Source organism: Nocardia sp. BMG51109 (assembly GCF_000526215.1).
Classification (GTDB): Bacteria; Actinomycetota; Actinomycetes; order Mycobacteriales; family Mycobacteriaceae; genus Nocardia.
Window position 1 is genome coordinate 7,908,964 of record NZ_JAFQ01000004.1, and the last position, 12,879, is coordinate 7,921,842.

Sequence of the window (12,879 nt, forward strand, 5' to 3'; positions counted from 1 at the left end):
CAGCCGTGACGCGCGGCAGGGACGAGGAGCGATGACCGACAACAGTGGAACCGAGAAGGCCACCCACCCGGACACCGGCACGGCGCAGCCGTCCAGCAACTCCGCCGCGAAGCGGCCCACGCCTGCCGATGCCGCCAAACCCGGCGCCGCGCAGCGCCGACCCGGTGTCCCGAAACCGGGCGCACCCAAACCTGAATCCCCCAAACCGCACGCGGCCAAACCTGCCCCGGGGCCGGCGCAGGAACATCCGCATCCGGTGGTGGTTCCGACGGTGAGCGATCCGAGCGCGTGGGGCCGGGTCGACGAGGACGGTACGGCCTGGGTGACCACCGCCGACGGCGAGCGCGTCGTCGGCTCCTGGCAGGCCGGCGACGCCGCCGAGGGCCTGGCCCACTTCGGCCGCCGCTTCGACGATCTCGCCACGGAGGTGGCCCTGCTGGAGGCCCGGCTGGCCGCCGGCACCGACGCCCGCAAGACCAAGACCGCCGCCCTCGCGCTGTCCGAGACGCTGCCGACGGCGGCGGTGATCGGCGATATCGACGGCCTCGCCCGGCGCCTGCAGGCGATCGTCGAGCACTCCGACGAGGCCGCCGCGCACGCCAAGGAGGAGAAGGAGCGCACCCGCCACGAGCAGACCGGGCGCAAGGAGTCGCTGTGCGCGGAGGCCGAGGAGATCGCCGCGAACTCCACCCAGTGGAAGTCCGCCGGCGACAGGCTGCGCGAGATCCTCGACGAGTGGAAGACCATCCGCGGCGTGGACCGCAAGGTCGACGACGCGCTGTGGCGGCGGTTCTCGAAGGCGCGCGAGTCGTTCAACCGCCGCCGCGGGGCGCACTTCGCCGAGCTGGACCGGGAGCGGGCGGCGGCGAAGGCGCGCAAGGAGGAGCTGTGCGTACGGGCCGAGGAGCTGTCCGACTCCACCGACTGGGGCGGCACCGCCGCGGTGTTCCGCGAGCTGCTGACCGAGTGGAAGGCCGCCGGCCGCGCCCCGCGCGAGGCCGACGAACAGCTGTGGCGGCGGTTCAAGAGCGCCCAGGACGTGTTCTTCGCCGCCCGCAACGCCGCCGCCTCCGAGCGCGACGCCGAATTCGAGCAGAACGCGGCCGCCAAGGAGGATCTGCTGCGCAGCTACGAGGACAAGATCCCGACGCAGCTCGGCGCGGATTCGGCCGCCCTCGACAACGCCCGTGCCGCCCTGCGCGACCTGCAGGAGAGGTGGGACGCCATCGGCAAGGTGCCGCGCGAGCGCATGCAGGAGCTGGAGAGCAGGCTGCGCGCGGTCGAGCGGCGGGTGCGCGAGGCGGTCGACGCGCAGTGGCGGCGCACCGATCCGGAGGCGATGGCCCGCGCCGCGCAGTTCCGCGAGCGGGTGGCCCAGTTCGAGGAGCAGGCCGCCAAGGCCCGCGCGGCCGGCCGCACCCGGGACGAGGAAAAGGCCCTCGCCCAGGCGGAACAGTGGCGAGAATGGGCGGAGGCCGCGGAAGGAGCGGTCAGCCGCCGCTGAAGAAGGGCGGGCGATGGCCATTCCGCTCGAGGCGGAGACGTCCCGCACGATCCCGGTGGTAGCGCTGAACGAGGCGGGCTGACCGAGGGGCCCGCCCGCTGAGCCGGTCGATTACGGCTCGTCCTCGCCGAGCAAGCGGCGGCGGTCGCGTTCCTCCTGTTCGGCGGCGGCGCGGCGGCGTTGTTCCTCGGCCTCCAGGTGCACGGCCGTGCGACTCCACACCACTTTGACCCAGTGGAAGGTCAGCACGATGATCGCGAGGGTGGCCAGGATCAAGCCGACCCCCGGACCCGCGCCCTGATAGTTGCCGAGGCCCGGGGTCTGGCGATGCCAGATCGACAGCACGCCGAACACGCTCGCGATCGCCGAACCGGCCACCGCGATCCACGCCAGGACCCAGCGCCGGGTCACCAGCGCCAGCGACGAGAACCCGATGCCGAACACCGTGACGAACCATTCGAAGATCCGCGACGGCAGCCCGATGTGCTCGGCCTGCGCGGCGGCGTCGTAGAGCAGCACGTCCAGTCCGCGCGCGCCGCCGGCATGCGGCAGCACCAGCGACAGCAGCAGCACGAACACCGACCCGGCCACCACCATCGCCCGCGCGCCCGGGTCGATCTCGCCGGCGATCTTGCGCTCGACGGCCTCGAGATCGCCACGGAACTGCTCGAATTCCTTCGCCTCGGCGGGGTTCATATTCTCCTCGTGCGCCTCGTCTGCGGTATGCCCTTCGCGGTCTGCGGCGTGCCCTTCGCGCCTACCGGATTCGTCGTCCCGGGTCGCCGGATTGCCCTGTGCCGCTTGATGATCGGCCTGCTCGGCGCCCGCTGCCCACTCGCCGGGCCCGGAGCCGTCGTCCCCGCTCGAGCTACCGGACGCGTCCTGCGCGCGCCGCGGATCGTCGCTCTGCTCGGGCATCGGCTCACCACCAGTTGTCGCTGTTTCCCGCACCGACGGTACTACAGCACGTCGGAGTTCCCGACGACGCCCGGCCGCGACCGTACCGCCCAACCACCACGAAGGGTCCGCCCCGGCTCCACGCGCCCGTACCGCCCGGACCACCGGACACCGCGATCGCGGCGCCGAAGTCCGACGCCCCCGGGTCCTTACGCGGCAACGTCACTCGTCATCCCCGCCGTCATCCCGGCGTGCTTGTGGCCGGGATCCATCGCCAGGAACTGCGGGATTCCGGCCACAAGCACGCCAGAATGACAGGGTGGCGTTGCAGTGCACGCCGGAATGACGGGGACGGCAGTACGGTGCACACCGGAATGACGGGGTGGCGTTGCGGTAATCGGAATAGTCAGGTGCCGCAACCGGAATCGCATCCCGACGCCGCCGCGACCGGCTCCGGGGCGCCGATGCGCGGAATGCCCAGTCCCACGCCGATCGGGGCGGTCTTGGGCATGATGCCGCGCTCGTGGGCGTCGCCGGCGCGAGTGCGGCGGTGTGTGCGGATCCCGCCGTCGGCGATCAGGTGGTGCGGTGCGGCCTCGGTGATATCGACGGTGACGATGTCGCCGGGGCGGATCGCGGCGTCGGACGGCGGACGGAAGTGCACCAGCCGGCCGTCCCGGGCCCGGCCGCTCATCCGGGCGGTGGCGGCATTCTTCTTACCCGCGCCCTCGGCCACCAGCAGCTCCACCTCGGTTCCGACGAGGTCCCGGTTGGCCTCCAGGGAAATCTGCTCCTGCAGCGCGATCAGCCGGTCGTAGCGCTCCTGCACCACCGCCTTCGGCACCTGATCGGCCATCGTCGCGGCGGGGGTGCCGGGACGCACCGAGTACTGGAAGGTGAAGGCGCTGGTGAACCGGGCCCGCCGCACCACGTCCAGGGTCTCCTGGAAGTCCTCCTCGGTCTCCCCCGGGAAGCCGACGATAATGTCGGTGGTGATGGCCGCGTGCGGCATGGCGGTGCGCACCTTGTCGATGATGCCGAGGTAGCGCTCCTTGCGGTAGGAGCGGCGCATCGCCTTGAGCACCCGATCGGATCCGGACTGCAACGGCATGTGCAGCTGCGGGCACACGTTCGGCGTCTCGGCCATCGCCTCGATCACATCGTCGGTGAACTCCGCCGGATGCGGCGAGGTGAACCGCACCCGCTCCAGGCCGTCGACGGATCCGCAGGCGCGCAACAGCTTTGCGAAGGCGCCCCGGTCCCGGCCCACAGGCGCGGAGCCTGCGGAGCGCCCGGAAGACACAGGCGCGGAGCCCTCCGAGGACACCGCCGCGGAGCCCTCCGAAGACACTGCCGGATCGGCGAAATTGACACCGTAGGAGTTCACGTTCTGCCCCAGCAGCGTCACCTCCAGTACGCCCTGGTCGACGAGCGCCCGCACCTCGGCGAGCACGTCGCCGGGACGGCGGTCGACCTCCTTGCCGCGCAGCGACGGGACGATGCAGAAGGTGCAGGTGTTGTTGCAGCCCACCGAGATCGATACCCAGCCGGCATAGGCGGACTCGCGCTTGGCGGGCAGCGTCGAGGGGAACGCCTCCAGCGACTCCAGGATCTCGACCTGCGCCTGCTCGTTGTGCCGGGCCCGCTCCAGCAGCACCGGCAGCGAGCCGATGTTGTGCGTGCCGAACACCACGTCCACCCACGGCGCCTTGCGCACCACGGTGTCTCGATCCTTCTGCGCCAGGCAGCCGCCGACGGCGATCTGCATGCCCGGCCGCTCGGCCTTCATCGGGGCCAGATGCCCGAGCGTGCCGTAGAGCTTGTTGTCGGCGTTCTCGCGTACCGCACAGGTGTTGAACACGACGAGATCGGCGGTCGCCCCCGGCGCGGCCTTCACGTAGCCGGCGTCCTCGAGCAGGCCCGACAGCCGTTCGGAGTCGTGCACGTTCATCTGGCAGCCGTGCGTGCGGACCTCGTAGGTCCGCCGCTGCTCGGTGCCGGTGAGCGAGCCCTGCTCGGTGCCGACTGGCGAGCCCTGCTCGGTGCCGGTGAGCGAGCCCTGCTCGGTGCCGACGGCAGAACGCACTCCAACCTGCGTAGACGAATTCACCCGTCCAGGGTATCGGCCCGCCGAAGCGCGACGTCGAACCGTCCCCGGGGCCCCGCCCGCGGCCGGCCGGAGCGGCGGCGCGGCGGCGCTCACCTGCGACGGAGCAGCAGTGATGCGAATCACCAATGTCAAGTGACGGTTAAGCATGCGAGGCGACGGTGCGACGCATGCGCGAATGTTGCGCATTTCCAGCATTTTCGCTCTAGGGTCTGTGACCATGACCGACGCTGCCGACGCAACACCCGGCACTGCCACCGAGCCGACTCCCGCCGAGGCCTCCGCGCCACCGATGATCGCGATGCGCGATGTGGACAAGCACTTCGGCAGCCTGCACGTGTTGCAGAACATCAATCTCGAGGTGCCCAAGGGACAGGTCGTCATCGTCCTGGGCCCTTCGGGATCCGGGAAATCGACGCTGTGCCGCACCATCAACCGCCTGGAGCCGATCGACTCGGGCACCATCGCCGTCGACGGGATCGAACTCCCGGCCGAGGGGCGTGCGCTGGCCAAGCTGCGCGCCGATGTCGGCATGGTGTTCCAGTCGTTCAACCTGTTCGCGCACAAGACCATTCTCGACAATGTGATGCTGGCGCCGGTCAAGGTCCGCCGCATCGACAAGAAGCAGGCACACGAGAAGGCGATGCAACTGCTGGAGCGGGTCGGCATCGCCGATCAGGCCGAGAAGTATCCGGCCCAGCTGTCCGGCGGCCAGCAGCAGCGCGTGGCGATCGCCCGCGCGCTGGCGATGAACCCCAAGGTGATGCTGTTCGACGAGCCCACCTCGGCGCTGGACCCGGAGATGGTCAACGAGGTGCTCGAGGTGATGGTGTCGCTGGCCAAGGAGGGCATGACCATGCTCGTGGTCACCCACGAGATGGGTTTCGCCCGCCGCGCCGCCGATCGGGTGCTGTTCATGGCCGACGGACAGGTCGTCGAGGACAGCACTCCCGACAGCTTCTTCACCGCACCGAAATCGGAGCGGGCCAAGGATTTCCTGGGCAAGATCTTGAGTCACTGACCCACCCCTGCACGAGAGAAAAGGACATCGATGAGGATCACCCGTGCACTCCAACTCGGAATAGGCGCCTTAGCCATCGCCCTGGCGGCGACGGGCTGCGGCGGCGGTGGCTCCAAGGGCATCGCCGAGAACACCGCTGCGGGCAAACTGACCATCGGCGTGAAGTTCGATCAGCCCGGTCTGAGCCTGCGCGACAAGGACGGCTCGCTCTCCGGCTTCGACATCGACGTCGCCAAGTACATCGCCGGCAAGCTGGGCGTGACCGAGGACAAGATCACGTTCAAGGAGGCCCCGTCCGCGCAGCGCGAGACGCTGATCCAGAACGGTCAGGTCGACTTCATCGTCGGCACCTACTCGATCACCGACCAGCGCAAGCAGAAGGTCGATTTCGGCGGGCCGTACTACATCGCCGGCCAGTCGCTGCTGGTGCGCGCCGACAACAACGAGATCACCGGCCCGGACACCATCAAGGGCAAGAAGGTGTGCTCGGTCAAGGGATCGACGCCGGCGCAGAACCTGGAGAAGAACTTCCCGGACGTCTCGCTGCAGACCTACGACACCTACTCGCTGTGCGTGGAGGCGCTCAAGGCCGGCTCCATGGACGCCATGAGCACCGACGACGTCATCCTCGCCGGATACGCCGCGCAGTCGCCCGGACAGCTGAAGCTGGCGGGTAAGCCGTTCACCACGGAGAAGTACGGCGTCGGCCTGAAGAAGGGCGACACGGAGTCGCGCGGCAAGATCAACGACGCGATCGAGGCGATGTTCAACGACGGCGCGTGGAAGGCCGCGCTGGAGAAGAACTTCGCCGGCACCGGCTTCCAGCCGCCCGCCCCGCCGCAGGTCGAGCGGTACTGACCTGCCCTACCCCCGGTCCCGATCGCGGCGCTGCCCCACGGCGGCGCCGCGGTCGCCCGCACATCGATGATTCACCCATGACACTCGGAGGAGCACGCCTGCCGTGTTCGACTTGATCTCCCGGTACCAGGACCAACTGCTCGACGCGTTCTGGATGACCATCAAGCTGACCCTGCTGTCGGCCGTCGGGGCGCTGATCCTCGGCACGATCGTGGCCGCGATGCGCGTCTCACCGATCCCGGTGGCGCGCTGGATCGGCACGGCATATGTGACCATCTTCCGCAATACGCCGCTCACCCTCGTTCTCGTGTTCTGCTCGATCGGCCTCTACAACACGATGGGCATCAAGCTCGCCAGCGAGAGCGGCACGGACTTCCTGGATACCAACAACTTCCGCTTCGCCATCCTCGGATTGAGCGTCTACACGGCGGCTTTCGTCTGTGAGTCGCTGCGCTCGGGCATCAACACGGTGCCGCTGGGCCAGTCCGAGGCGGGGCGCTCGCTGGGGCTGACGTTCGGGCAGAACCTGCGCCTGGTGGTGCTGCCCCAGGCGTTCCGGTCGGTGATCGCGCCGCTGGGCAGCGTGCTCATCGCGCTGACCAAGAACTCCACCATCGCCTCGGCGATCGGCGTGGCCGAGGCCGCGTTCCTGATGGCGGACATGAACAACACCGAGGCCGACATCATCGCGATCGGCGCGATCTTCGCGCTCGGCTTCGTCATCCTGACCCTGCCCACCGGCCTGGTATTCGGTTGGCTGGCACAGAAACTGGAGGTGAAGCGATGAGCTCGAGCGCCTCCGTCCTCTACGACGCGCCGGGCCCCCGGGCGCGGGTGCGGCAGGTCGTCTATTCCGTCGTGGTGGGCGTCGTGCTGATCGCGGTGGCCTGGCTGGTGGTGTCGGAACTCGCCGACAAGGACCAGCTGACCTCGGAGAAGTGGAAGCCGTTCGTCGACGGTCAGGTGTGGCAGACCTATATCCTGCCCGGCCTGCGCGGCACCATCGTGGCGGCGCTGCTGTCGATCGTGTTCGCACTGATCGTCGGCATCGTGTTCGGTCTGCTGCGGCTGTCCGAGCATCGCGTGGTGCGGTTCGTGGCGGGTGTGGTCGTCGAGTTCGCCCGGGCCATCCCGGTGCTGATCCTGATGATCTTCCTGTTCGCCGTGATCGCGAAATACGACCTCACCGACTCCAGCCAGTACGCGCTGACGTCGGTGGTGATCGCACTGACGGTCTACAACGGCTCGGTCATCGCGGAGATCGTGCGGTCCGGTATCCGCTCGCTGCCCAAGGGGCAGACCGAGGCCGCGGTCGCGCTGGGTCTGCGCAAGGGCCAGATGATGCGCATCATCCTGCTGCCGCAGGCGATTACGGCGATGCTGCCGGCCATCGTGTCGCAGATGGTGGTGGCGCTGAAGGACACGGCGCTGGGCTACCAGATCACCTACCAGGAGATCGTCCGCCAGGGCCAGCAGCTCGGTGCCGCGCAACAGAACACGGTGCCGTCGCTGATCGTCATCGCCGTCATCATGATCGCGCTGAACTGGTCGCTGACGTCCGTGGCCGGCAAGCTGGAGAAGCGCCTGCGCACGCGCAAGAAGGGCCGCGGTGTGGTCCCGGCGGCCGCTGTCCTGACCGATGCGGCACCGGGGATGGATCTGACCAAGCCCCGATAGGTCTCGACTCGACCCGAGCACAAATCTCGTCTTCGGGGCGCGTCGGGTGAATTCTGCTGATACGCCGCTTCCGGCCGCCGGGTGACGCCACTCCCGGCGGCCGGAGGCGGTGTGCCCAGGCCGGACCTCCGAGCCGAGTCCTACAGGTAGCCCCCGGCTCCCCGCGGCTGCCCTGCCGACACGGCCTGGATGCGCTCCCCGTCGTCGCGAGCCGCGATCAGCTCCGCGAGTGTCATCCCCTCGGGCCCGACCGTCGGGCGAGGCCGGTCGCCGAGTTCCCTGTCCAGCCATGCCGTCGCCTCTGCCGGAGACAACGGACCCACCTCCAGCTGGGCCAGGCACCGGCCCGGCCGGACCACCGCCGGGTGCAGGCGGGACAGCCGCTCGTTGGTGGTGATCGCGACCAGTACGTCGCGGCCCTGTCCGAGCATTCCGTCGGTGAGGTTCAGCAGCCGCGAAAGCCCTTGGCCGGTGGACTCCTTCGCCGATCCGCGGATCAGTTCGTCGCAGTCCTCCAGCACCAGCAGGCGCCAGCGGCGCTCGCTCTCGTCGTGGCTGTCGACGCCGATCGCCACCTCCATGAGATAGCCGGGGGTGGCGAACAGCACCTCGGGATCGAGCACGCAGTCGACCTGGCACCAGTCCGACCACTCGCGGGCCAGCGCCCGCAGCGCGGAGGTCTTGCCGGTGCCCGGCGGGCCGTGCAGCAGCAACAGCCGGCCGCGCACGTCGTCGGGACGCACGGCCGTCAGCTGCCGGATCGCCGCACCGGGTGCCGCCGAGTAGTTGCCCTCGATCTCCGGCCAGGCGGCCGCAGTGATGGTGCGCACCCGCCGTTGCCCGCCGTGCGATCCGATGTGCCAGAAGCCCATCTCCACCCGGCTGTCGTCGGATTCGGGCTGTACCGTGGCGTCGGCCGAGCACACCTCGATCACCTCGCGGGCCAGTGCCTCGGTGACGGCGGAGACGTTCAGCAGGGCACCGCCGCCGCGGCGGCGCAGGACGCGCAAGGTCCAGCCGTCGCCGACGGACAGCGTGGTGCGCGTGCCGTCCTCGTCGCTGGTGCGCAGGACCTGCGCGTCGTCGGGGCACAGCGGTGCGTCCGGCTTCACGTTGTCGAGGTCCACCGACACGGCGTGCGGCTGCTCACCGGCGAGGTAGGGCACGAGCCCGAGCGCGTCGATGATGTCGCGGGCCGTATCGGAGTCATCGATGTTCATGACCCACGAGGGCACTGCGGCCGTGGCGGCCGCGAGCTCCTCGGGGCCGACCAGCCTGAGGCGATCCTGTGGGTTCGTAGTCATGCGATGATCATCCGGCCGACGCCATCTCGGGTCCAGCGATTTTCCACCAGCGGAACCCGTTGCGCCACTGCGAGGATCGACCGGCCGATCATCCTCGGCCCGCCATGGAGGCTGGATCGGCTTGCCGGGGAACGGTTTACACGCTCTTGGTGTAGCTGTCGAGGTCGTCACCGATGGGTCGTGGCCCGGTCGGCGTCGTCGATTCCGGTGCGGGAGAGGCGGTTCGGAGCCTCGCCCGCGCAATTGTCTCCTCCGCAGACTCATGTCGCACTGGTCGTGCGGGTGTCCGGCGCGGCGGTGAAGTCCCGGCTCGTCGGCGCGGCAACGGGAAGAGGGCGGGCAGCTTCCGGACGCAACGCGTCGAGGATCAGATGGAGATACCGGCGCCACAGGTCCGGGCATGCGCTCGCGACCGGCGTGGCGATGGTGGTGGGGGCGCCCAGCAGCAGGACGATGTCGCGGCCGGTGACATCCCGTCGTATTGCACCGATCTGCCTGGCGCGTGCGGTCAGTTGCTCGGCGACGTCGGCCAGGCGGTCGCTGGCCTCTCGGATCATCGGGTGATCGCGTGAGGTGGCGGTGACCGCCGCACAGAGCGAGCGGTCGCCGGCCTGCAGTTCGGCGCCGGCGGTCATGAATTCGTGCAGGGCCTCGCGCGGGCTGGGGTGCGTCAGCAGGGCCTCCCCGGTTGCGCTCAGCGTGGCGAGCTGGTCACAGAAGATGGCCGCGATCAGGTCTTCCTTGTTGGCGAAGTGATTGAAGACCGTGCCTTTGGCGACCCCGGCCCGGGTTGCGATCCGTGCGACGGAGACATCGAGGCCGTGCTCGGCCAGCTCGGCCGCGGCCGCATCGATGACGAGACTTCGGTTGCGGGCGGCGTCGGCACGGGGCATGTTCTCGATCGTAATACAACTTGACCGTCCGGTCATTTTCGGGGCAAAATGACCACATGGTCAACTTGATGCGAGCTGTTGTTGCCCGGGAGTACGGATCGCCGTCGGTCTTGTCGGTCGAAGACGTTCCGGTGCCGCGCCCAGGGGCGGGGCAGGTGCTGATCCGGGTGAGTGCGGCGGCACTCAACCCAGCCGATCTGCGGAGTCTGAGCGGTGTGATGAGGGAGTCGGTGGCACTGACGTTTCCGCACGTGCCGGGCAGCGACTTCGCGGGCGAGGTCGCCGAGGTCGGTGCGGGTGTCACCCGGTTCGCGGTCGGTGACGAGGTGTTCGGTGTGGGCGTCCCCCGTGCGACGGAGGCGATGGCGGCACTGTTGTCCACCCCACCGTCGCTGACTACGGGCGCGATGGCCGAATACGCGGTGTTCGAAGCGGTCACCCCGGCACTCGCGCATCGGCCGTCCGGACTGGCTCCCGAACATGCGGCCACGTTGCCGATCCCCGGGCTGACCGCATTGGCCTTGGTGCGGAAAGGCCGGTTTTCACCCGGTGAGCGCGTGCTGGTGATCGGCGCCGCAGGCGGTGTCGGCGGCGCGGCGGTTCCGTTGCTGACCGCGGCACGGCTACATGTCATCGCGACCGCGCTCCCCGACGACGAGGACTACGTCCGCGGGCTGGGTGCCGCCGAGGTGATCGACTACCGGGCCGTCGATGTCGTCGCCGAAACGCTGCAGCGATACCCGCGCGGTGTGGACGCCGTGGTGAATCTGGCCCTGCCCGGTTCTGCGCTCGCCGGAGTCTGCGAGGCGATCAAGCCGGGAGGTCGCCTCCTGAACGCGGCGTTCCCCAGCCCCGACCCGGCTGCTTTCGAACGTGCGGACGTCACCGTGGAGACGGTCTTCAGCCACGCGGGACCAGGAGACCTGGACCGTCTCGCCGCACAAGCGATGACCGGCGCCCTGCCGTCCACCATCAGCCGAGTATTCTCACTGGAGCAGGCGTCGAGGGCATACACCGAGCTCGTGGAGGCCCACGTACGAGGCAAGCTCCTCGTCACCGTCGGTCGATGAGGTCCGGACCGATAGCGAAGGAATCCCGCAGAACCGTTCGCCGGGAAACGAAGACAACCCCGGGAACCAGGGCGAACCGGTATGCGGCACCCATCGGCCGTACCGTCGATCACTCGGAATTGGCGGCCGACAGTTCCGTTTTCACTACCTCGTAGGCGGTGAGCTGCCTGATTCCACGACGGGCCAGCATGCCGACCAACCGCCGAAATGCCTTGTCACGGTCGAGGTTCGGGGACAAGGTGCGAAGTTTGCGACGGACCAGATCGGTGGCGCGGTCGTATTCGTCCGCAGGATCGCTGTCGCCGGTGTCGTCGATCGCGCCGCACGCACCGGTGCTACCTGTGCGATCGACGCTGCCAGGTGCACCTGAACTGTCCTGATCACCGGCACCATGCTTGTCGAGGCCACCGCGCCTTCCGATACGCCGATACTTTCCGGCACCGATGCGCGCACCGATGTCGCTGTGCGGTTCAGCGTCCGGATATTCACCGGTATCGCTGTAACCATCGGCGTTGCTGCGCTTTCCGTCGACCACATGCTCGCCCGTAATTGTGCCCGTGGACGATGTGGCGGCCGAACCGGCGGCGGCCATCTCCGCCTTCACGACCGCGTAGGCAGTGTTCTGGTGGTAGCCGCGGCGGGCCAGCATGCCGACCAGGCGGCGGACTGCCTTGTCGCGGTCCAGGTCCGCGGGTAGCGAGGCGAGTTTGCGCCGGACCAGGTCGGCGGCGCGGTTCTCCTCGTCTGCGGCGGTGACCGCGGCCAGGGCGGGCTCGGCGTCGGCCGGTGCTACCCCTTTGCGGCGAAGCTCCTGGGCGATCACCTTCTTGCCCCTGCCCGAGTAAGCGTGGCGGGAATGCACCCACTGCTCGGCGAAGGCGGCATCGTCGACGAGCCCGACCTGGGCGAGCCGGTCCAGCGTCCGCTTCGCCACCTCGGGGGCGAATCCCTTGGCCGCCAACTTGTCCGCCAGCTCGGCCCGGCTGCGTGCGCGGTCGGTGAGCAACCGCAGGCAGACATCCTTCGCCTGCGCCTCGGTCCCACCGCCCTCGGCCCCACTGCCCTCGGTCTCACCACTCTCGGTCTCACCGCCCTCGGCCCCACCGCCCTGGGGCTCGCCGTCGGAGCGCCCCGCCTGTCGCCCTCGACCGCGCCGCCGATCCCGCCTGTCCGGGACATCGGTGGACTCGGCCGCCGCGGGCCGCCGAGCACGGTGCGGCCCACCGCTTCCCGCGAGGCCAGGGTCTGTGACCGCCTCCGGAACGGCCCGGCGCCCACGGCCTCGAACGGCACCGGCACCGCCGTCGATCAGCCCCGTCTCCGCGAGTTGATCGAGCGCCCGCCGGACCACCTCGGTCGCAAACCCCTGGGCGATCAACGCCTCGGATAGTTCGGCACGGCTGCGCAACCGCTCGGTCACCATCAACCGCACGCAGACGTCCTTCGCCTGCGCCTCGGCACCGCCGCGTCGATCGGAACCTGTTCCCGCGGAACGCGCGTCTGCACCGCGCCGCCCGGCGCCCTCGCACGACTCGGACCCCTGCGCCG

General features: G+C 69.4%; 10 protein-coding genes and 1 pseudogene. 6 read left to right on the top strand and 5 right to left on the bottom strand.

Annotated elements, in window-relative coordinates; all coding sequences use genetic code 11:
• Positions 1-31 precede the first annotated feature (31 nt).
• Positions 32-1,504 (top strand): DUF349 domain-containing protein, encoded by a 1,473-nt coding sequence (locus D892_RS0137215; RefSeq protein WP_024806122.1) that lies wholly within the window; start codon positions 32-34, stop codon positions 1,502-1,504.
• Positions 1,505-1,615: 111 nt separating this feature from the next.
• On the opposite strand, the gene D892_RS0137220 is transcribed toward D892_RS0137215, so the two are convergent.
• Entirely contained in the window at positions 1,616-2,200 is a 585-nt protein-coding gene (locus tag D892_RS0137220; protein ID WP_024806123.1) for a hypothetical protein, read from the bottom strand.
• Positions 2,201-2,807: 607 nt separating this feature from the next.
• Positions 2,808-4,352 carry a MiaB/RimO family radical SAM methylthiotransferase gene (locus D892_RS0137230; protein WP_051500068.1) on the bottom strand — a complete coding sequence of 515 codons (1,545 nt, stop codon included), beginning with the start codon at positions 4,350-4,352 and terminating at the stop codon, positions 2,808-2,810.
• Positions 4,353-4,800: 448 nt separating this feature from the next.
• Here D892_RS0137230 and D892_RS0137235 point away from each other — a divergent pair, with 448 nt between their 5' ends.
• From D892_RS0137235 to D892_RS0137250, 4 genes are all read left to right on the top strand, one after another.
• On the top strand, positions 4,801-5,529 hold the full coding sequence (locus D892_RS0137235; protein ID WP_198037204.1) for an amino acid ABC transporter ATP-binding protein: 729 nt from the start codon (positions 4,801-4,803) through the stop codon (positions 5,527-5,529).
• A 30-nt stretch (positions 5,530-5,559) separates the two neighbouring features.
• Positions 5,560-6,387 (top strand): glutamate ABC transporter substrate-binding protein, encoded by an 828-nt coding sequence (locus tag D892_RS0137240; protein ID WP_024806126.1) that lies wholly within the window; start codon positions 5,560-5,562, stop codon positions 6,385-6,387.
• A 103-nt stretch (positions 6,388-6,490) separates the two neighbouring features.
• Positions 6,491-7,174, top strand: coding sequence for an amino acid ABC transporter permease (locus D892_RS0137245; protein ID WP_024806127.1), 684 nt, complete (start codon positions 6,491-6,493; stop codon positions 7,172-7,174).
• Positions 7,171-8,064 carry an amino acid ABC transporter permease gene (locus D892_RS0137250; protein ID WP_024806128.1) on the top strand — a complete coding sequence of 298 codons (894 nt, stop codon included), beginning with the start codon at positions 7,171-7,173 and terminating at the stop codon, positions 8,062-8,064. Before D892_RS0137245 ends, D892_RS0137250 begins: the two co-directional genes overlap by 4 nt.
• 140 nt (positions 8,065-8,204) lie before the next feature.
• On the opposite strand, the gene D892_RS0137255 is transcribed toward D892_RS0137250, so the two are convergent.
• Both D892_RS0137255 and D892_RS0137265 read right to left on the bottom strand, forming a co-directional pair.
• A complete protein-coding gene (locus tag D892_RS0137255; protein WP_024806129.1) occupies positions 8,205-9,368 on the bottom strand; it encodes a DUF5925 domain-containing protein in 1,164 nt (387 codons plus the stop codon).
• 260 nt (positions 9,369-9,628) lie between these two features.
• Positions 9,629-10,261: a TetR/AcrR family transcriptional regulator gene (locus tag D892_RS0137265; protein WP_051499347.1), complete on the bottom strand. Its 633-nt coding sequence runs from the start codon at positions 10,259-10,261 to the stop codon at positions 9,629-9,631.
• Positions 10,262-10,329: 68 nt separating this feature from the next.
• Here D892_RS0137265 and D892_RS0137270 point away from each other — a divergent pair, with 68 nt between their 5' ends.
• Positions 10,330-11,331, top strand: a complete 1,002-nt coding sequence (locus tag D892_RS0137270; RefSeq protein ID WP_024806131.1) for an NADP-dependent oxidoreductase — start codon at positions 10,330-10,332, stop codon at positions 11,329-11,331.
• Positions 11,332-11,905: 574 nt separating this feature from the next.
• On the opposite strand, the pseudogene recX reads toward D892_RS0137270, so the two are convergent.
• Positions 11,906-12,418, bottom strand: a pseudogene (gene recX, locus D892_RS49020) (recombination regulator RecX); the annotation flags it as partial.
• Between the last annotated feature and the right edge of the window lie 461 nt (positions 12,419-12,879).